Source organism: Gimesia alba (genome assembly GCF_007744675.1).
GTDB classification, from domain to species: Bacteria; Planctomycetota; Planctomycetia; order Planctomycetales; family Planctomycetaceae; genus Gimesia; species Gimesia alba.
This window is the reverse complement of sequence record NZ_CP036269.1, coordinates 5148142-5167440: the sequence shown is the minus strand read 5'-3', so window position 1 is coordinate 5167440 and position 19299 is coordinate 5148142. Positions and strand designations below refer to the sequence as shown.

The following is a 19299-nucleotide window of genomic DNA, read 5'->3' as shown; positions in this document are numbered from 1 at the left end:
CTTCCGCTGGTCCACGTTCAACAGCACCACAGATTCCGGTTGTGTCTCAAAAATCGTCTGAAATTCAGTTTCATTCCCTGCCGCTTCCCTTTAGGATTGAATGCCCTGTTTCAACGAAATTTCTGCCTGGAGAAATTCATGCCTCTGAAAATGCTCTTATTAATCTTGTTCAGCATCTGTCCTGTTACTCTTTTCGCAGATCAACAGGAACGTCCAAATATTGTCGTCATTCTGGCCGATGATTTTGGCGTAGGCGATATTCAGGCTCACTATCCAAACAATAAAATTGCCACGCCTTACCTCGATCGTCTGGTGCGAGAGGGGATGAGTTTTACCGATGCGCATAGTGGGTCTGCTGTTTGTACTCCGACACGTTATGGATTATTGACGGGGCGTTATAGTTGGCGTACACGCTTGCAGGAATGGGTGGTCGCTGCTTACGAACCACCGTTGATCGCGGAAGAGCGCTTGACGCTCCCCGGATTACTCAAGAAACAGGGATATCAGACGGCCTGCATCGGGAAGTGGCACCTGGGCTGGAACTGGCCCGGCCCTCAAACAAGTCAGATGATGGAGAAAAAAAACGGGCAATGGAAGCTGGAGTGGGATTTCACAAAACCGATCAACGGAGGACCGACCGAACGGGGCTTCGATTACTATTTCGGCGTCGATCTGCCGAATCTGCCTCCATTCACATTCATTGAAAATAACCATGTAGAGACTCAGCCCACCGCACGCTTTGAGTTGGATGCCAGTGAAGGCATTGTCTTACCGAAAAACTTTGTGGGAGCTCCAGCGGCACCTGGTTGGCGAATGCAGAAGATTCTGCCGGAGATCACCAGTCGTGCTGTACGCTACATTAAAGATCAGTCAGAGCAACAGTCCCCGTTCTTCCTTTATTTTTCCATGACGTCTCCTCATGAACCAGTGGTCCCGTCCAAACCCTTTCGCGGTAAAAGTGGTATCGCCCCCATTGCCGACTTTGTCATGGAGACCGACTGGTCTGCAGGGCAAATTATTGAAGCCATCGACAAAGCGGGGATCGCAGACAACACGGTTGTCATTTTCACTGCCGATAACGGGCACTCGCATTACACCGGCTGGAACGATCTGATCAAAGCCGGCCATCTTCCCAGTGGCCCTTATCGTGGACATAAAGGAGACATTTGGGAAGGGGGGCACCGCGTGCCGCTTGTGGTGCGTTGGCCAAAACAGATTGGTGCAGGTTCTAGTAGTCAGCAGATGGTTTGCCTGACTGACTTACTGGCGACAAGTGCCGAAATTGCAGGAGCTGAGTTACCTCCAGACGGAGCAGAGGACAGCATCAGTTTTCTGCCTGCATTACAGGGGAAACCGAATCAGGCCGCGCGTCAATCACTGGTGAGTCATTCGAATCACGGCGAATTTGCTTATCGCGACGGCCCCTGGAAACTTGTGTTCAAAATGAGTGGGAAAAATCTTCAGCAGTCACGCGGGAAGCCGACGATTCCAGAACTTTTTAATTTAGATACCGATATCAGCGAAGCGCATAATCTCGCGAAGCAGCGCCCACAAAAAGTAGCGCAGATGACGGCTGATTTCAAACGCTTGATCGAACAAGGCAGCAGTCGTGCCGGCCAGAAAGCGACCAACGACACGCACGTTCGTTTCGATACAATTCAGAAAGTTCGCTGGGCACCCCCGCTTAACGATTGAACTGAAAATAGTTGGTTTCAACCTGATTCCGATGCGGTTGGTTCGTCTGGTTCAGCCGCCTCAATCCGATTTGCGCGTTTGATGGATTCTGTTCCGAAACGGTTGGCGATCTGATCTTTGACCTGATCCAGCCGCGAATGTTTCTGCTGATCTTCTTCATCAAATAGCGAACGTTGTTGTCGGGCTCCCGTATCAAAACCAGTCACGCCGACTCCGATCAAACGAATGGATAATGGTCGCTCGGGGAGTCTCTGTTCCAGCAATAGAATTGAGGCTTCTTCGATTTCTCTGGTGATGTTAGTCGGTTGATGGACCGTCAGTGCACGGGTAAAGGTCGCAAAATCATCGTAGCGAATTTTGAGTTGAATGGTTCTGCCCCGCAGTTCATTTTTACGGAGTCGGCGGGCGACGTCTTCCACCAGTTCAATCAGAACACTTTTTAGAATTTCCAGATCCGTTACATCCAGAGAAAAAGTCGTCTCGCGCGAGATCGATTTGGCCTGCCGTTCGGGAACCACCGGACGCTCATCAATTCCCTGTGAGAGTTCCCATAGATGCTGCCCCTGTTCGCCAAACAGTTCTGTTAATAATCCCGGATCAAGCGCCCGCAGCTGAGATATGGTATTGATACCCAGTTTGGAAAAACGTCGGGTGGCCACCTTGCCGATGCCCCAGACACGGGAAATGGGCAGGGGATCAAGGAAGTCGTGGATTTTATCAGATTCAACAATCACCAGGCCGTCCGGCTTGTCGGCATCGCTGGCAATTTTCGCCAGAAATTTATTCGGGGCCACGCCAACAGATGCGATCAGGTTGAGTGACTCTTTGATCTCGTCTTTGATTGTGATCGCAATTTCCTCTCCGGTGCCGAATAAGAGATGACTCCCGGTCACATCCAGAAATGCTTCATCCAGAGACAGTGGTTCCACTAGCGGCGTGTATTTGCGAAAGATCCATTGAATCGAACGGGATATCTCTGCATAGTCCTGCATGCGAACCGGAAAATAGTGTGCCTGCGGGCAAAGTTGCCGCGCAGTTTTCATTGGCATGGCGCTGTGCACGCCGAATTCGCGCGCTTTGTAATTCGCTGCGGAAACGACACCCCGAAGGTCTGCACGACCGCCAACAATGATGGGCTGCCCTTTCAGTTCCGGGTGTTCCCGTTCTTCAATCGACGCATAGAACGCGTCCATGTCTACGTGCAGGATCGTGCGCATGAGAGTAATCGTTCGTGTGACCTATTTATTAACTTCACTTAAAAATGGGTTGTTTGCTGTTTTCCTGCTTTCAGTTTAGCAGGAAACGTTTGAGAGACGTACAAAAAAGAATAGAGGGCAAACCAGATATAAAGACCGCTTGATCTTTGCAAAGCTGTTTCCCAGTTCATTATAATGACTGATCACGATTAATCTTCCTGCAACTATGCGATTCGTTGATCCGGGTCGTCCTGCACCATTTTTTGTTGATAAGGAGTCTTCAGTGAGTAATCAAAAGCAGAATCGTCGCGACTTTTTGAAAACATCTGCTGCCCTCGTCGCTGGTAGTAGTGTTCCTTTCTGGTTCGATATTGACCCTGCCAGCGCTTACAAATTCAAAGCAGCCAATGACCGTCCGGTTGTGGGATGTATTGGAACCGGCAGTCGTTGGAACGCCGTTGGTCCCAACGCCATGAAGTACGGCGATGTGATTGCCGTCTGCGATGTCGATGCCGCACATGCCGATAAAGCCCGGAACCGAGTGAAAGACATCCAGGGCAAAAAAGGCAACAATAAAGAAGTCGCTGTTTTTGAAGACTATCAGAAGATTCTCGAAAACCCGGAAATTGATATCGTGACGATCGTCACCACCGATCACTGGCATACGAAAATCGCGATTGAAGCCATGAAAGCCGGCAAAGACGTTTACTGTGAAAAACCGCTGACATTGACGATTGATGAAGGCAAAAAAATCATTAAAACGTTGAAAGAAACCGGCCGTGTCTTCCAGGTGGGCACACAACAGCGCAGTGAAATGGGACAGCGGTTCCTGAATGCGTTGGGAATTATCAAAGAAGGTCGACTGGGTGATATCACCGAAGTCGAATGTGTGATCGGCGGAATTGCTCCCAGTGGCCCCATTCCGGTGGCGGAAGTCCCCAAAACATTGAACTGGGAAAAATGGCTCGGGCAGGCACCGAAAACCGCGTATCGTTGGAAATCTGTTGATGGCAAGCCCAAAACTCGTGGTCATTATGAGTTCCGCTGGTGGTATGAGTATTCCGGCGGCAAAATGACCGATTGGGGCGCACACCATGTCGATATTGCCCAATGGGGAATTGGCATGGATCACTCCGGGCCGACTCAGGTCGTGCCGATTTCTGCAGAGCATCCAGTGCCTCTGAAAGACGGCATGCCTACCAAGGACGACGCTTATAACGTCGCTTCCAAGTTCGAAGTGCAATGCACGTTCCCGAACGAAGTGAAAATGAAAATCAAAAGCGATGGACGTAACGGGATTCTCTTTACGGGAACGAAAGGTCGGATGTTCGTCAGTCGTGGCGATCTGACCGGAAAACCGGTAGAAGACCTGAAAAACAACCCGCTTTCCAGTGACACGATCACAAAGCTCTACAAAGGGCGAAAGCCTGGCGATCACATGCGCAACTTCTATGAATGTGTTGATGCGCGGGAACAACCGATTTCCGATGTAATGACACATCATCGCGCGATTACGACTTGTCACCTGGCAAATATCGCCATCCGGTTGAATCGCTCTCTCGAATGGGACCCCAATACAGAGCAGATTATCGGCGACGATGATGCCAATCAGTGGCAATCACGCGAACAGCGAAAAGGCTATGAAATCAACGCATAGTCGGTTCGTTCAATAATCAAAAGCGCTCCGCCTGAAGGAAGCAGTTTCCTTCAGGCTTTTTTTACGCTCGTCAGTGATAATTAATCTACACCGTGAATCGCCAGTCGAAAACAGGCCGGCTTACATCCAGAGTTGCAGACGTTCCTGTAGTTCAGCAGGCAACCGCTTTTTGACGGCGTTCATGACCTGATTATCGTGATACCGCGTGCTGAAGTGTGCGAGAATGAGCAATTCGTTCTGAAATCGGTCTGCACGTTCGACAATATCGTCCAGGTGCATGTGTCCGAATTTATGAATCTTTTCCCGCCGGTGTTCGGGGCGGTAAAATGTCATTTCTGTAATCAGAACTTTCGATTCATACGCCTGCTCAAAATGATCCAGGCCTGCGGGTGCGGTGTCACCGGTATAACACACCAGCGGCACGCGGATCTCTTCACTGACTTCGATCCCCGACATCCGGGCATCGCGGATTTCCGTTTCCGGCTTCCCCAGATATTCAGCTTTCAGTTTTTTGCGGCAGTCCCAGACCTGAAATCCCAGAGAGGGGACCGTATGCTTAGTGCGAAATGCCGTCACGGCGTGTTCGCGCGAAAGCTGGACTTCTTCTCCATCTTTCATGCCGACCAGATCACATTCCATTCGCCCCCGGTCTAGCTTCTGCCAGCTTTTCAGCATGTTCCACACCGGGTCGACAACCTCTTCGGGCATATAGATCGTGGGAGGACTCATTTTCATCATCCGCCGCCGGGCAACATATGCGGGTAGCGCCGCCATGTGATCCAGATGCGCATGTGAAATAAAATAGACAGCAGTTCCCATAAACGCCCAGGGGCTGCCTCCCATATCGAAGCCCAGTTTGAGTTCGGGGACTCTCCAGTAGCTCTGAACGGCGGCGCGAGAATAGCCCTCGATCGTCAGCCCTTTATATTTCACAGATTGGAGAGGTAAATTTTCAAGCATGGTCATAACGTTGTCAGGAAGTGAAAGAATCGAATAATTTGTCCCGAAATTCGGGTTTTGAATCGCGTTTTCGCGCCATTCGGACTGGCTGCGCCTGTAATGAGGAATTATTCCGGTTTCGACGAATGGGCTCTTGGAGGACGTCAGATTACCCCAATTCTGTCAGCATACCAATAAACAGACCGCCGTATTTCGAGAACCATTCGAGATTCGGCGGTCTGATCGTTGAAATGATCACATTACAAAGTCAAAGGACACTTATTTGACCGGAATGGATCGCCCGGTTTCAATACTTTTTGCTTCCGCGTAGCAAATTTTCAGGGCATCTCTTGCCAGTGCGCCCGAGAGGGCCTCTGGTTCGACGCCTGATTCCAGGGCGTTGACTGCAGCCTGCAATTCCAGAGTAAATGCGGCACACCAGGCATCGCCCCCTTTGAGTTTGGGGTGCTTCAACTGACCATTTTTGGTAATCAAAGTCAAAGGTTGGCTGACGACCCATTCCTTATTCTTGCCAACTCCCATCGTTCCAGCGCCGAACAGCAGCGTTGCATCTTCAAAGTAGAGTTCGTATCCATGTGCAAATTCCAGCCCTCGTGTCGCGATCCCGCCACTCACGCAACTGACTGCCAGATTCGGGTCTTCAAAGTCATAGACCGTATGAACATGGTTTATGTAGCCTTTATTCTCAATTCCGCGCGACGTCACTTTTCGAGGCACGCCGCACATCAGGCTGATTAAATGATTGTCATGAATATGAAGGTCGATTCCCCAGCCCCCCAGTTTCTGGAAGTCTTCGATATTTTCAGACCATTTGGGAGGGGCCATCACACGACGGAAATGAGCGGCCAGCAGTTTTCCATACTTCTGACTCTGCACACATTCAACAGCGAACTGAAATTCCGGGAAAAAAGGCAGTACCTGGGCGACCATAAACTGGACTCCTGCCTTTTCTGCGGCCTTTACCATTTTATTGGCGGCTTTGAGGTCGATGGCAATCGGCTTTTCGACCAGCGTATGCTTGCCAGCCTTGATGGAATCGAGGGCGACTTGCTCATGCATCTGGGTTGGCAGGCAGATATCTACCAGATCGATATCGGGGTCAGCCAGTAAATCATGGTAGTCGCTGTATTGTTTAACTTTTGAAAGATCCTCCTGCCCGCCGCGCGGACCGAAATTGCCTTCAATGCTACTCCAGTCCCCGGACAGTTTTTTGGCATCGCGGGTTGAAATGGCTGTGACTTTGGCTCCCTTGAGTTTTTTGGCTCCCTCGTAATGAGCCATTCCCATAAAACCAATTCCGATAATTCCAATACGAATCATGATGTTCCCCTGCTGTTGAGGCAGAAATTCTGTGTGAGACCGAATTCGGATTTCTGTAACGACTCTCAGGCCACTGTAGGTCACGTCCGTTGTGTGATGGAGTGTTACAGATTTTTGAAAAACGCAGATTACTTAACACTGTTGCTAAAGACTGACGATCCTGATCGAAATCGTCAAGCGGTCGCCAGCCAGTTTTCATGCTTCTTTTTTTATCTTGTCAGAATTTAAACCAGGCTCTGTATTTTCGCGAATTGAATTAATTGCTGAAAATTGAACAGAGACCAGCTTCGCTGTTGGGAGCCTATTTCCGATATAATGGAAATAGGTTTCTCATTCAGGTGAAAGCCGTCTGCCAACGAGAAAAGCATCTCTTATCGACGAGCCATAATCGCTGATTTACTGCCCGTTTTTTGTGCAGCTGTGGGTGTGCACGTTTTTTGAGCATAAAGATAGGGTATGTGGCTGAAATAGAGGGAGGCTGTGACGTTTTTAGGGGTTGGGTTGATATTTTTAGGTCTGGGGTAGACACGTTTAACGAAAAGGTGTTATCATACTGATGTCGACATCGTAGTGATGGCAGTTTGCTGAAGCGTACAGGTTGTTTTCATCAAGCTGTTGAGATGAGTACTCTTGAACGACCCTCATCCTGCAATTTGCTTCGACCTTTAAAAAGGTTACAGGGAAGTATGAGGGAAAAGACAACGAAGGATTCGAAAAGAAATGCTTGTATTATCACGTAAGCCCGGTGAGCGAATTCGGATTGGCGATGATGTAACTCTGACAATCGTTCGCATTGGCCCTAATTCTGTCCGACTGGGTATTGATGCCCCCCGAAGCATGAGTATTGTTCGCGAAGAGTTGTGTATCGACTTCTCTGAGCTGCCTGAAATTGAGCAGCTTCCTGAAGGAACAACTTCGCATTAAGCGGACTGCTGACAGGCTTCCCATCTCAAGACTCAAGTCTTTCTTGATTGTCTATCAAAGCGCTATTAATTCATTCGCCATTTCTGTTCTGTTATAAAGTAGAGGCCATGTGTGCTGGTTCTCAGCAACCTGATTCATCGGCAGAGGCAGTTTGTCTGCGCGCGATTTTTCAGGGACGCGTCCAAGGCGTGGGATTTCGCTACCGCACTTCAAGGCTGGCGCACCAATATCCGATCACTGGCTTTGTGAAAAATTTATCGGATGGAACGGTCGAGCTTGTAGCACAAGCCGAAAGTAAGCCGATTCTTGACCAGTTTTTCGATGACATGATGCTGATGTTTGCAACGAATGTGACAGATGTATCGATACAGGAATCCACGCCCAACCCGATCTGGACCAAATTCGAGATCAAACGCTAACCCTATGCAGTTGAGCAGGTTCAGGTTGGTGTGAAACCAATTTGGCAAGTTATAGCGAACGTTCATCCCAGATTAGGGAAAACGACGACCGGAGTGCCTTGCTTTCTTTACTTTGACCACCTTTTCTCGGTAAAGTAGCTCTTGCTCGATAGAAGTTGGTTCAAAATGCTGAACTCCGCATAATTTCAGAAATAAAACCAACGTTTGAGGCACTCTGATTCGTAAGAGGCGAGATTGATTCTGCGCCGGAAATAGCCTGATCGCGAGTGTGACCTTATTTTTCTTCAATTCATAATAGTTTTTGTTATTTGATTGGTGAATGAACGATGGAAAGCCTGTTGGTTTTTTCTGCTGAAACCGCTGACCTGACTGTGCAATGGTGGATTACCGGTGCCGGGGTTTTGCTCTATTTTATTCTTTTGTTTGGTGTGAGTGCCAAAACGCAGGCAGGAGTGATTGCCCGTGCCACGACAAAAGAAGCCATTCGCCAGCCGGTCTTTTTGCTCCTGGTGGCGTTAGGCTTGATTCTGTTATTGTTGAATACGTTCCTCCCGTTCTTTTCGATGGGCGATGATGTCAAGATGTTAATGGACTGCGGTCTGGCAACCATTTTGATTTGTAGTCTGCTGCTGGCAGTCTGGTCAGCCAGTACGAGTGTTGCAGATGAAATTGAAGGTAAGACGGCAATGACATTGCTGTCCAAGCCGATCAATCGGCGGCAGTTCATCGTGGGAAAATACCTGGGCATTCTGAAAGCCGTCGTCTGGCTGATGCTGCCCTTGGTGATTACCTTCCTGTTACTCGTGTATTTCAAAGTTGGCTATGACGCGCGGGAAGCTTCAAAGGATGTTCCCAGTCATGCAGAAAAGATGGCCGCCGTCTGGCTGATTCTGCCCGGGATTCTTTTGATCTACATGGAAGTCGCCATTCTGGCCGCAATCAGCGTCGCCATTTCAACTCGACTGCCAATGATGGTGAACATGATTATTTGCTTCGGTGTCTATATCATTGGGCACCTGACACCAAACCTGGTTCAGGCGAAAGCAGAAGGGCTGGAGTTTGTGAAATTCACAGGGCAATTGATTGCCACCATTCTGCCCAACCTGGATAACTTTAATATGTCTCCCGCGGTAGCAACGGGAACAGTGGTTCCACCAGTTTATATCGGCCATTCCGCTTTAAGCTGCCTGCTTTATTCTGGAATCGCGATTCTGGTTGCCTTTATCCTTTTTGAAGACCGTGACCTTGCCTGACGCACAGAGAATGGTCTTCGTTTCTTAATAATTTAAAACAGATTCGGTGGGTCTTGTGTCAAATCGTCAGCCCAACGCATTCCACCGCGCGTTTCCAGCGCGGGAATTCTTTCGGGGTTCCGCCAGATCCGTATTGTTCTGGTCTCTCATCAATGGCCTGGTACTGGTCTGCTTACTGGTCGACGTGTTTCTGATTGTCGACTTGCTCAATCATCGCGGGAGAATTACTGTCCGAGGCGAGCAGAATGTCCAGTTGCTCCAGAAAATCAGGAATGTACCCCCGCTTGTCATCCCGCCTGTGGAAGCAGAGTCAGACGCACCACCAGCAGAAGCGGAAACAGAAAAAAAACAGGCGGAACCGGCTGCAAAGCAGCCCGCGTCTCAACCGGAAGAAAAGCAACCCGTCGCACCTGCTCCCGTGAATTTAAATTTGAGCATTCTGACGGATTCTGGAATTCTTCCTTCAGTCTGGTGGCTACATTCCAAATATCAGTTGGGAATTATGTCGGGGATTTACCAGCGTGTGCCCCTGTTGCAGGAGAATCAGACGGCTTTATTCACTCTGATTCTGGTGGCTCTGATTCTGGCGAGCATCCGGGTTCTGATTCGCTGGCGAGCAAGGCAGCGCAGTCTGAAAATTTCGCATCACGTTTCTACGACGTTGCGCAATATGATTCACCGACAGGCACTGCGCCTGGGCCCCGGCGATTTATCGGGCAAAGAAACAGATCAGGCATTTCACTTATTCATCAAGGATGTCGGAACGGTTCAGAATGGCGTTTTCGAGTGGGTCTATCAACTTTCTCGCCATCCTCTCGCGCTGTTGATCCTGTTACTATTCGCGATATCCATTGATTGGAGACTGACATTACAGTGTCTGATTCCGCTGGCGGCGGCCTGGTACTTCTTGTCGCAACATCGAAAAGAGTACGAAATTCAGCATGCGAAAACGCTGGTGAATATTGAATCCGAGCTCTCCTTGCTTGCAGAAAATTTGCGTAGCACGCGGCTGGTTCGCGGCTATGGCATGGAAACCGCAGAGCATGAACAGTTTCAGAAATATCTCGATAAGTATACGGATAACCTTGATAAGCTGAAGCGCGTTGAGGGTTGGGGGCATCGCATTGCCCGCGGTCTGGCGGTGTTCTGTTCCTGTCTGGTTCTATTTCTGGTTGGCTATAAGGTACTGGTCAATCCGGAAAGTTTGCCGCTCTCTGCAGCAATCATACTTGTTGGCATTTTTGCCTTCTTCTATCTGCCAGTCAACGGCTTGTATCAACTGATGCAGATTCGAAATACTGCCAGCATTGCCGCCAGTTCCATCTATCGCTATCTGAATCAGATTCCGGAAGTCAGTCAGGCCGTCGGTGCCAAGTTTCAGGAACCCTTGTCACAATCACTCCAATTCGAAAATGTCAGCTACAGCCAGTCAGCCAACGGTCCGAAAATTCTCAATGGCTTTGATATCAAAATTCCAGCGGGGACCAGCACGGCACTGGTGTCGCTGGAAACGTTGGCACCGCGGGCAGTCAGTTATCTGATTCCCCGGTTCATCGAACCAAAATCGGGACGGGTTTTGATGGACGGGGAAGACACTGCCTGGGTGACTTTAGAATCACTCAGGGCCGAAGCGATTTATGTCAGCGGGAATGATCCCTGCTTAACGGGGACAGTCAAAGAGAATATCCAATGCGGCGATGAACGTTATTCACTGCAGGAAATAATCGCTGCTTCAAAAGAAGCGCACGCACATCAGTTTATTCAGAATTTACCACAAGGTTATGAAACCGCACTGGGACAACATGGAGAAGAGCTGACGGTAGGCGAATCGTTTCGTTTAGGTTTGGCGCGGGCCTTGTTGCGAAAGCCGGCCTTGATGATTATTGAAGAACCAGAAGAAGCGCTCGATGATGATACCAAGACACTTCTGGAGGATGCCTACACGCGTATATTTCAGAATCGCACTATTCTCGTGATTCCCTCCCGGATTACGACACTCCGCCGCGTGGATCAGGTTGTGCTGATTCATGAAGGAAAGGTCGAAGCTGTTGACAGTCAATCGAATCTGTTGAAGAAGTCGGCCCTCTATCGCCACTGGGAATACACGCGATTCAATCAGTTCAGGCACTCTCAGGAATCTTAGACAGCACGTTGAACCCCAAAGAAACAGGCATGGAACCACTTCACTCTCCCATAGTCGAACATGCGGTCCGGCTGGCCGCTGTGGCTCATAAGTCTCAAAAACGAAAATCGTCTGGAATTCCCTACATTTCACACCCGATGAGTGTCTGCCTGATCTTAATGAAGGCCGGGTTCCATGATGAGTCGATTCTCGCTGCAGCCGTTCTGCACGATGTCGTCGAGGATACGGATTTGACGATCGAAGAACTGGCGGAACTCTTCTCCGGGGAGGTGGTTCAATACGTCAAAGAAATGACGGAAGAGAAAGAGACCCGTGAAGGGAAAAAACGGAGCTGGCGGGATCGCAAGCAGGGGCACATTCAAGTCATGCAACAGGCGACGCTGGGTGCCCGTGCAATTGAGCTGGCCGATAAACTGCATAACCTGGAAGCGATGCTGTTTGATCTTCAAACAGAAGACAAAGTGGAATTCTGGGGACACTTCGGCGCCAGTCCGGAAGAAATCGTGCAGTACTATCGCTCCATGATCGATGCTGCCGGTCAGTCTGACCCGCAATTAGAATCGCTGGTCAAGAACTGCAATGAGAAGCTTGAGGGATTGAAAAAATATTTACCTTAATCGTCGGATCTTTGAGTCGCACTTTCCTATTTAGCCTCACTATAGTTTAATACAATCCAGGAAACGGGCGTATTGTCAGGCTCCCGCAGGAAAGCAGAACCCGCGCTCAACAACAGTCGGAAATAGTTGCTTGAAGAGAAAGCGAGTGCACGATGCAAAATAAAAACGAGTATCCTAACTGGTTTCTCTGGTTTTGTGAAAACTGGATCGGGCTGTTAGTTTTGCTGGGGACGATCAGTCTGGTCATGATCAGTGCGGTCGTTTACCTTGATAACCGCTTTGCTAAGTTTGAAGACCGAGTCAAATATATTCCGCCGCGCAGTTATCAACCGCCAGACCTCAGTCTCTATTCAGCAGGCGAATTCGATCGGCAAAAAATATCCCGCCGCGGCTCGACCTATGTTCCCTGTTACTCACACATTTATTATCACGGCGGATCTCCGTTACTCCTGGAGACCACTTTGAGTATCCGTAACATCGATCCTAATCAATCGATTTATCTGGATAAGATTGATTACTTTGATACGGATGGCAAACAGGTGGAATCGTTTCTGGACAGTACGATCAAACTGGAACCGTTTCAGACGATCGATTTTCTGGTCGAAGAACGCGACAGCAGTGGAGGGGCCGGGGCGAATTTTCTGGTGAATTGGTTCTCAGAGCAGGGGGCAGAGAGACCGCTGATGGAAACGGTTATGATCGGTACCTCTGGTTCACGGGCCATCGCCTTTAGCAGAACCGGGATTGAGATTTCTCCCACGACAAAGCGTGAGGTCGGGAAAAAATAGCGATAGTGAGATCAGTTTTTTTGGGACCCCCCCAAAAAAAAAATTATGAAGCGGAGGAAGTGTTGGATAGAGTCTCAGGCTTTTGATTTGGAGGCAGGCCTTTCACCGGTCTCAGCTTAAGCTGTTTGGCATCTGCATCGAGCCACCAGATCTGGTGATCCGCGAAATGTTCAATCAGCTTCTGATTCTCTTTGTTGGTTAAAATATGCGCCCAGACGACTTCCGCATTGTCGATGTCGGCCCGATTATAAACCCATTCAAAATGCGGATCATGTTCGGGTGAGTATTTCACAAAGATCAAATCCTTCTGCGGACGTTTTTCTAATGCTTTAATCAATTCGGATCGCTGCAGCGCAAGCGCATGCCGGGGAGTTGTCTCGGGATTGGATGATTGCAGCCAGATCCTGGAAAAACTCAACGTGACAAACAGCAGCCAGAGTCCCATGACGAATACGGGGCCCTGGCTCTGTTTTCTCCAGTGCGCCGCTCGTAAATGGCGTACCCCCTGAATCAGGATAAAGAAGATGAGTGAGAAAATCGGTGCCAGATAATGTGCCAGGAAAAACGTCGCACAAAAGATATTGATCAGGCTGATCAATAATACGATGATCACTGCAATGCGTCCCCAGCGATCCTTTACGATCCAGGGGAGCATCAGCAGGAGAATGCCTAGCGGAAACGCAATCATCTGGCGAATGATTCTTGTTGTTTTTTCAGAGACTTCATTCCAATAGCCACTGGCGTCCTGCTGTCGTTGATAAATATCAAGAGACCAGCCATAGTGCAGTTTTTTCAAATGCGGATTGTAGGGAGCCAGATCGGTTCGCGGCGTACCCCAGACAAAAAGTGGCGTCGGAGAATAGGTCTCCTCATGCACTTGGTAAGGTAAGCGGAAGGCGCTCTCCGTGAGATGGTAATTGTAAGTTGCCAGCGCGCCGACGATCATTAAAGATGCGACTCCCAGTGGGAGCAGCACCGATTTTAGCAGAACCATTCTGGGAAACCGGGTTTGTCTGACCATCCAGATCACCAGTAGTACGGCAGCGCAAATCGCCGTCAAAAAACCTTCAAAGGGTCTGCTGATGGCCAGTAGAAATAACCCCATACCGAGTATGAATGCCGTACCTGTACGCGGTTGCTGCATCAGTCGCCGCAATGCGCCAAACAGTAATGCGCCACCGAGAATGGCGACAGCCCCTCCCCAATAATTCTGCCCCCAGAAAATGGATAACGGATGGAGTACGGCCAGCAGGCCTCCCATAAAGGCCCATTGGGGAGGTACCCAGGCACGCAGCATCCAGCAGACTGCTGCACACGCCAGCGAAACACTCAACCAGACTCCGACGATCGGGTGCCCGGTTAGCACCTGACCGATAGCCAGAAACAATCCCTGTCCTGGCGGGTATTTCGAAGCATAGGTTGGTCGCTGGAAAATATGGAACGATTCAAAATGTTTCCAGAAGGGATGAGTCGGGTTTGTCAGTCGGCCTTCAGAGAATGTATCTGACGCCAGCAGATAGCTGAACTCATCAGGCACGGAGGGAACCGGGTTGTGGTAATAAGAAATACCAGCTGACAGCGCAAAGCAGAGGAGGAAAACTGTGACGACCGAGGACCGGGGACCGCTCAGGAAATGCACGATGCCCCGAAAGCGATTCAGAATTTTGAAACGAATGAATTGATTGGGCAGCACGTTGGTCAGCGCCCACAGCGCGAGAAAGACATACAGCGATAAGAAAAACAGCGACTTGTACATTGATAGAAATCCGGGCCAGACTCGTCAGGTAGTAGTGTTGGTTCTGTGAGGAAAAACACGATTACAACGATTCCGCTCAATCGTAATGATATAAAAAGACTTATCGTCCTTTTAGGCCTCTGTCCAGAATCTCAGAATTCAGACTTTCTTGTTGACCATCCCCTTTAAAGTTCCCTATTATGCAGTCTTAGCTATATTGAAAGCAAGATATTTCTCCATGGCACTGGCACCTCAGTCACACGGATGATTGATTTAAGCAGGCGCCACTCACGCAATAAGAGATGAGTTGTAAACAATGGATAATAAGAGGCTTACGATTGTCATTCCGGCATTGAACGAAGAAGAGGCCATTGGTGGCACAATCGCGCGATGTCTGGATGCCAGGGAGGAAATTTCTCACCAGGCAGGCTTAGATGGCGTAGAAATCATTGTTGTCAGCGATGGGTCAACCGATCGGACGGTTGAAATTGCACAAAGCTATGAAGATGTTCAGGTTGTCGTATTTGAAGAAAACCAGGGATATGGAGCTGCCATTAAAGAAGGTTGGAGACTCGGACAGGGTGATCTGGTTGGGTTTCTCGACGCCGATGGCACTTGCGATCCACGGTTTTTCGCGCAACTCTGCCGGACCGCGTTAGACGAAAATGCTGATGTGACGCTTGGCTCGCGCTTGGGATCCGACTCACAAATGCCGTTAATTCGCAGAGCGGGCAACCGAATTTTCGCGTTTCTGCTGGGCTTGTTATGTGGTCGAAAAGTGACGGATACCGCCAGTGGAATGCGGGTTGTACGGCGGCAGTCTCTCAAGCATCTGTATCCGCTACCAGATGGATTGCATTTCACGCCGGCGATGAGTGCGCGGGCGTTGATGAATCATCTACGCATTATTGAAATTCCCATGAAATACGAGGAACGTATCGGGGAAAGTAAACTGAGTGCACTCTGGGATGGATTTCGTTTTCTCAAAGTCATCGGTGAAGGGGTGCTCTGTTATCGGCCGGAGAAGATTTTCCTGGCAGGTTTTACATTCTGTGTATTACTCATCCTGCTGCTGGCGGCCTATCCAGCTGAATTCTACTTTCAGCACGGTCGACTGGAAGAGTGGATGATCTATCGATTTGTCGTCTGCCAATTGGTTGGTTCCTTTGGCATGATGTTACTTCTGGCTTCGGCACTGACCAATCGGATGGCGCAGCTCAGTTCCCGTCGCGAAGAATCGGTTGGATTCTGGTCGTCGATCGTGGTCAGTCTGTTTTCTGGGAAATCTCTTCTCTTCATCACCGGCCTGTTTACCTTACTGGGAATTGGATTCCTCTGGCCAGGCATCGTCGAGTATGTAACAACCGGGACGATTACCCTGCATTGGTCACGATTGATTGCAGGCGCATTTGCGCTGTTTACTGTCATGCAGACACTCATTTTTTTCGTACTCATGAAAGTTGTCGCTATTTGGTATTTTGAACAAAGTGTCCTCAAAAAAAATATCCTTGAAGCGATGTCGAATGAATCGAGTGAGCTTCGAAACGTAAACTATCAGAAAATCACTCCGACGGTTGAAACTTCACGACACATAATGAAATGAAAATGCTCCAGCAGATCCATTCTCGTACGGTTCACAGTCGACGTGTTGAATCACTGATCAGACACCTTACACCATTATTACCCCCGGATGGTCTGGTGCTGGATCTCGGTTGCGGTGATGGCCTGTTGGGAAGTTGTCTTGCCGAGGCCAATCCGAATCTAAAGCTCAAAGGCCTTGATGTACTTGTCAGGCCGGATACAAAAATTCCGGTTACAGAATATGATGGAACAACAATTCCTTTTGAGGATAACAGCGTTGATTCAATTCTGCTGATCGACGTTTTGCACCACACCGTCGATCCCACCGTGATTCTGAAGGAAGCCCGGCGGGTCGCGCGGAAATCCATACTTATAAAAGATCATACCCGAAACGGGCTGTTTGCGAGATCAACTCTCCGCTTCATGGACTGGGTGGGGAATGCAGGTTATGGCGTTGCTCTGCCGTACAACTATTTGTCTTATGAAGAGTGGCAGCAGATGTTCTCCGTATTGGAATTGGAAGTGACGGACTGGGAAAGTAACCTTCATCTCTACCCTAGGCCGGCAGACTACCTCTTTGGTCGATCATTGCATTTTGTTGCCAGGATTCGAGTCAGCCATGAACATACAGCAGAATGAGTCCGCCTTGCAGATTGAGTACTGGCATCCAGGAATGGAATGCTGTGATGAGATCTGGGAAGCCGCCTATCGCCATTTCGAGACGCCAGAACAGGAATGTCAGAAATTTCTGAAACGACTCCAGAAGTTGGGTGTTGATCAGTGGGATAAAGATCTCAAAGTCGTCGAGCTGTTTTGCGGGCAGGGTACGGGATTGGATGTCCTGCATCAACTGGGCTTTCATTCTGTAGAAGGTGTCGATCTTTCACCTCATTTACTCAAGCAATATCAAGGCAACGCACAATTGTATGTCGGAGATTGCCGGGAGTTGAAATTTGAAGATCACAGCCGGGACGTTTTAATTGTGCAAGGTGGACTGCATCATCTGCCCGAACTCCCCGTTGATTTGGAACGGACCTTAAGAGAAATGCAGCGCGTACTTCGTCCGGGAGGATGTGTCGTCATTGTGGAGCCCTGGTTGACTCCCTTTCTGCGAATTGTGCATGCAGCCTGCAAAGTTCGGGCATTCAGAAAGCTATGGCCGAAATTAGATGCACTGGCGATAATGATCGAGCAGGAATTGACGACCTATGAACAGTGGCTCAGTCAGCCTGAAGCGATCCTTGCTCTACTCAATAGTTGCTTTCAAACCAAGCAGCAGAAAGTTGGTTTCGGGAAGCTGATGTACGTGGGACAAAAAGTCTGATGCGAATACAGATGGAGAAAATAGATTGTTATTCGTAGAACCAGCCCGTCGCTTGTAGTACCATAAATCTTTCTGTTCCATTCAAAAATATTCTTATCTAGTCACTGAGAGAATCACCATGCGCCGTTGTCTCCTGATGCTGTTCCTGATTACGCTACTGGGACTGGTTAACCGACAAACGTTTGCTGAAACGCCGAATGTCATCGTGATCATGGCCGATGACCTGGGCTACGGTGATGTTTCCTGTTACGGTGCCACGGAACTCAAAACGCCGCACATCGATCAGTTGGCTGCCGAGGGCCTGCGATTCACCAACGGCTATTGTTCAGCTTCGACCTGCACGCCAACGCGCTACTCACTGCTGACGGGCACTTATGCCTTTCGCGGCGAACGGACGGGAATCGCACCACCGAATGCACCGGCCATTATCAAGCCGGGTACGGAAACGGTTGCCTCCATTCTGAATCGCGCCGGTTATACGACGGCGGTCATCGGAAAATGGCACCTGGGACTGGGCGGACAAGGGGGCCCGGATTGGAATGGACAGTTAAAACCCGGGCCGATGGAAATCGGCTTCGATACCTGCTTCCTGCTGCCGACCACCAACGATCGTGTACCACAGGTTTATGTGCAGGACCATCGGGTGCTCAATCTCGATCCCGCCGATCCGTTATGGGTAGGAAACAAAAAACCAAGCCCCGATCATCCCACAGGATTGACTCACCGTGATACTCTGAAAATGGACTGGTCACACGGTCATAATTCCACCATTCACAACGGCATCAGCCGTATCGGTTTTTATACAGGAGGGCATGCAGCGCGATTCCGCGATGAAGATCTGGCCGATAAGTGGGTTGAGAAATCCAATGAGTTTATTGAGCAGAACAAAGACAAACCGTTTTTTCTGTTTTTCTCTTCACACGATATTCATGTCCCCCGCATGCCTCACGAACGGTTTCAGGGAAAGACATCACTCGGATTTCGCGGCGATTCCATCGTGCAGCTTGACTGGTGCGTAGGTGAGCTGATGAAAACTCTCGATCGATTGAAACTGGCGGACAACACGCTGGTCGTGTTCTGCTCCGACAATGGTCCGGTGCTCGACGACGGTTACAAGGACGGCGCACTGGAAAAAATCGGCAAGCATCGCGCTGCCGGTCCCTATTCCGGCGGCAAATACAGCGTCTACGAAGGGGGAACGCGAACACCCTTCATTACCCGCTGGAAAGGCCACATCCAGCCCGGGGTGAGCGATGAACTTGTCTGTACTATCGATATGCCAGCCAGCCTGGCTGCTCTCACAAAACAGACGCTTCCCCAAAACAGTTGCCGGGACAGTTTCAATGTGCTGGATGCCCTGCTAGGTAAAGACAAGGCGCAGGGCCGTGATCACCTCGTACAACAGAATAACGGAAATAATGGCACCTATGCTTTGCGGGTCAGCGAATGGAAACTGCACCGCTACGACAAAAAGACGGCCCGCAACGTCGTCGTTGAGCAACAGTTGGCAAATAAGAAAGTGCCACAGTACCAACTCTTTAATCTGGTAAACGATCCTGCGGAGAAAACAGACGTTTCTGCAGAGCATCCCGCGGTTACAAAGCGACTGAAGCAACAGCTTGCCCGCATCATCAAGCAGGGCAGCAGTCGACCCGGTGCAGACGTGTCACGGCAAGACTAAACGATC

General features: G+C 49.6%; 16 protein-coding genes. 12 read left to right on the top strand and 4 right to left on the bottom strand.

Going from position 1 to position 19299, the window contains the following annotated elements; genetic code table 11:
- The first annotated feature begins 138 nt into the window (after window positions 1-138).
- Window positions 139-1695 carry a sulfatase family protein gene (locus Pan241w_RS19290; RefSeq protein WP_145218984.1) on the top strand — a complete coding sequence of 519 codons (1557 nt, stop codon included), beginning with the start codon at window positions 139-141 and terminating at the stop codon, window positions 1693-1695.
- 17 nt (window positions 1696-1712) lie between these two features.
- Here Pan241w_RS19290 and dinB read toward each other — a convergent pair whose 3' ends face one another.
- Window positions 1713-2912: a DNA polymerase IV gene (gene dinB / locus Pan241w_RS19285; protein ID WP_145218982.1), complete on the bottom strand. Its 1200-nt coding sequence runs from the start codon at window positions 2910-2912 to the stop codon at window positions 1713-1715.
- A 262-nt stretch (window positions 2913-3174) separates the two neighbouring features.
- Here dinB and Pan241w_RS19280 point away from each other — a divergent pair, with 262 nt between their 5' ends.
- Window positions 3175-4548 (top strand): Gfo/Idh/MocA family oxidoreductase, encoded by a 1374-nt coding sequence (locus Pan241w_RS19280; RefSeq protein WP_145218980.1) that lies wholly within the window; start codon window positions 3175-3177, stop codon window positions 4546-4548.
- Window positions 4549-4668: 120 nt separating this feature from the next.
- Here the strand turns inward: Pan241w_RS19280 and Pan241w_RS19275 are convergent, their stop codons facing one another.
- The gene (locus Pan241w_RS19275) at window positions 4669-5508 is read right to left on the bottom strand and encodes an MBL fold metallo-hydrolase (RefSeq protein WP_145218978.1); all 840 of its coding nucleotides are present in this window, start codon (window positions 5506-5508) and stop codon (window positions 4669-4671) included.
- 258 nt (window positions 5509-5766) lie between these two features.
- Window positions 5767-6828, bottom strand: coding sequence for a Gfo/Idh/MocA family protein (locus Pan241w_RS19270; RefSeq protein WP_145218976.1), 1062 nt, complete (start codon window positions 6826-6828; stop codon window positions 5767-5769).
- 720 nt (window positions 6829-7548) lie between these two features.
- Between Pan241w_RS19270 and Pan241w_RS19265 the strand changes: the two genes are divergently transcribed.
- The 6 genes from Pan241w_RS19265 to Pan241w_RS19240 all read left to right on the top strand — a co-directional run bounded on the left by Pan241w_RS19265 (window position 7549) and on the right by Pan241w_RS19240 (window position 12972).
- Window positions 7549-7752, top strand: coding sequence for a carbon storage regulator (locus Pan241w_RS19265; protein WP_145218974.1), 204 nt, complete (start codon window positions 7549-7551; stop codon window positions 7750-7752).
- Window positions 7753-7859: 107 nt separating this feature from the next.
- Window positions 7860-8171 (top strand): acylphosphatase, encoded by a 312-nt coding sequence (locus Pan241w_RS19260; protein WP_145218972.1) that lies wholly within the window; start codon window positions 7860-7862, stop codon window positions 8169-8171.
- Window positions 8172-8509: 338 nt separating this feature from the next.
- Window positions 8510-9424 (top strand): ABC transporter permease, encoded by a 915-nt coding sequence (locus tag Pan241w_RS19255; protein ID WP_232107200.1) that lies wholly within the window; start codon window positions 8510-8512, stop codon window positions 9422-9424.
- Window positions 9425-9479: 55 nt separating this feature from the next.
- Entirely contained in the window at window positions 9480-11567 is a 2088-nt protein-coding gene (locus Pan241w_RS19250) for an ABC transporter transmembrane domain-containing protein (RefSeq protein WP_145218968.1), read from the top strand.
- Between the two features lie 29 nt (window positions 11568-11596).
- Entirely contained in the window at window positions 11597-12184 is a 588-nt protein-coding gene (locus Pan241w_RS19245) for an HD domain-containing protein (RefSeq protein ID WP_145218966.1), read from the top strand.
- Between the two features lie 152 nt (window positions 12185-12336).
- Window positions 12337-12972, top strand: a complete 636-nt coding sequence (locus tag Pan241w_RS19240; protein WP_145218964.1) for a DUF3124 domain-containing protein — start codon at window positions 12337-12339, stop codon at window positions 12970-12972.
- 43 nt (window positions 12973-13015) lie between these two features.
- Here the strand turns inward: Pan241w_RS19240 and Pan241w_RS19235 are convergent, their stop codons facing one another.
- Window positions 13016-14728 (bottom strand): hypothetical protein, encoded by a 1713-nt coding sequence (locus Pan241w_RS19235; RefSeq protein WP_145218963.1) that lies wholly within the window; start codon window positions 14726-14728, stop codon window positions 13016-13018.
- Between the two features lie 295 nt (window positions 14729-15023).
- Here Pan241w_RS19235 and Pan241w_RS19230 point away from each other — a divergent pair, with 295 nt between their 5' ends.
- From Pan241w_RS19230 to Pan241w_RS19215, 4 genes are all read left to right on the top strand, one after another.
- Window positions 15024-16310: a glycosyltransferase family 2 protein gene (locus tag Pan241w_RS19230; RefSeq protein WP_145218960.1), complete on the top strand. Its 1287-nt coding sequence runs from the start codon at window positions 15024-15026 to the stop codon at window positions 16308-16310.
- The gene (locus Pan241w_RS19225; RefSeq protein WP_145218958.1) at window positions 16307-16927 is read left to right on the top strand and encodes a class I SAM-dependent methyltransferase; all 621 of its coding nucleotides are present in this window, start codon (window positions 16307-16309) and stop codon (window positions 16925-16927) included. The genes Pan241w_RS19230 and Pan241w_RS19225 overlap by 4 nt, the downstream gene beginning before the upstream one ends.
- Window positions 16908-17612 (top strand): class I SAM-dependent methyltransferase, encoded by a 705-nt coding sequence (locus tag Pan241w_RS19220; protein ID WP_145218956.1) that lies wholly within the window; start codon window positions 16908-16910, stop codon window positions 17610-17612. The genes Pan241w_RS19225 and Pan241w_RS19220 overlap by 20 nt, the downstream gene beginning before the upstream one ends.
- A gap of 136 nt (window positions 17613-17748) precedes the next feature.
- Window positions 17749-19293 carry a sulfatase family protein gene (locus Pan241w_RS19215; protein ID WP_198000560.1) on the top strand — a complete coding sequence of 515 codons (1545 nt, stop codon included), beginning with the start codon at window positions 17749-17751 and terminating at the stop codon, window positions 19291-19293.
- The last annotated feature ends 6 nt before the right edge of the window (window positions 19294-19299 follow it).

What these genes read in the sequence shown, in the direction of transcription:
- Pan241w_RS19275 (WP_145218978.1), bottom strand. Translation starts at nt 5,508, where the DNA reads ATGCTTGAAAATTTACCTCTCCAATCTGTGAAATATAAAGGGCTGACG.
- Pan241w_RS19225 (WP_145218958.1), top strand. Translation starts at nt 16,307, where the DNA reads ATGAAAATGCTCCAGCAGATCCATTCTCGTACGGTTCACAGTCGACGT.
- Pan241w_RS19270 (WP_145218976.1), bottom strand. Translation starts at nt 6,828, where the DNA reads ATGATTCGTATTGGAATTATCGGAATTGGTTTTATGGGAATGGCTCAT.
- dinB (WP_145218982.1), bottom strand. Translation starts at nt 2,912, where the DNA reads ATGCGCACGATCCTGCACGTAGACATGGACGCGTTCTATGCGTCGATT.
- Pan241w_RS19215 (WP_198000560.1), top strand. Translation starts at nt 17,749, where the DNA reads ATGCTGTTCCTGATTACGCTACTGGGACTGGTTAACCGACAAACGTTT.
- Pan241w_RS19240 (WP_145218964.1), top strand. Translation starts at nt 12,337, where the DNA reads ATGCAAAATAAAAACGAGTATCCTAACTGGTTTCTCTGGTTTTGTGAA.
- Pan241w_RS19235 (WP_145218963.1), bottom strand. Translation starts at nt 14,728, where the DNA reads ATGTACAAGTCGCTGTTTTTCTTATCGCTGTATGTCTTTCTCGCGCTG.
- Pan241w_RS19260 (WP_145218972.1), top strand. Translation starts at nt 7,860, where the DNA reads ATGTGTGCTGGTTCTCAGCAACCTGATTCATCGGCAGAGGCAGTTTGT.
- Pan241w_RS19265 (WP_145218974.1), top strand. Translation starts at nt 7,549, where the DNA reads ATGCTTGTATTATCACGTAAGCCCGGTGAGCGAATTCGGATTGGCGAT.
- Pan241w_RS19290 (WP_145218984.1), top strand. Translation starts at nt 139, where the DNA reads ATGCCTCTGAAAATGCTCTTATTAATCTTGTTCAGCATCTGTCCTGTT.
- Pan241w_RS19245 (WP_145218966.1), top strand. Translation starts at nt 11,597, where the DNA reads ATGGAACCACTTCACTCTCCCATAGTCGAACATGCGGTCCGGCTGGCC.
- Pan241w_RS19230 (WP_145218960.1), top strand. Translation starts at nt 15,024, where the DNA reads ATGGATAATAAGAGGCTTACGATTGTCATTCCGGCATTGAACGAAGAA.
- Pan241w_RS19220 (WP_145218956.1), top strand. Translation starts at nt 16,908, where the DNA reads ATGAACATACAGCAGAATGAGTCCGCCTTGCAGATTGAGTACTGGCAT.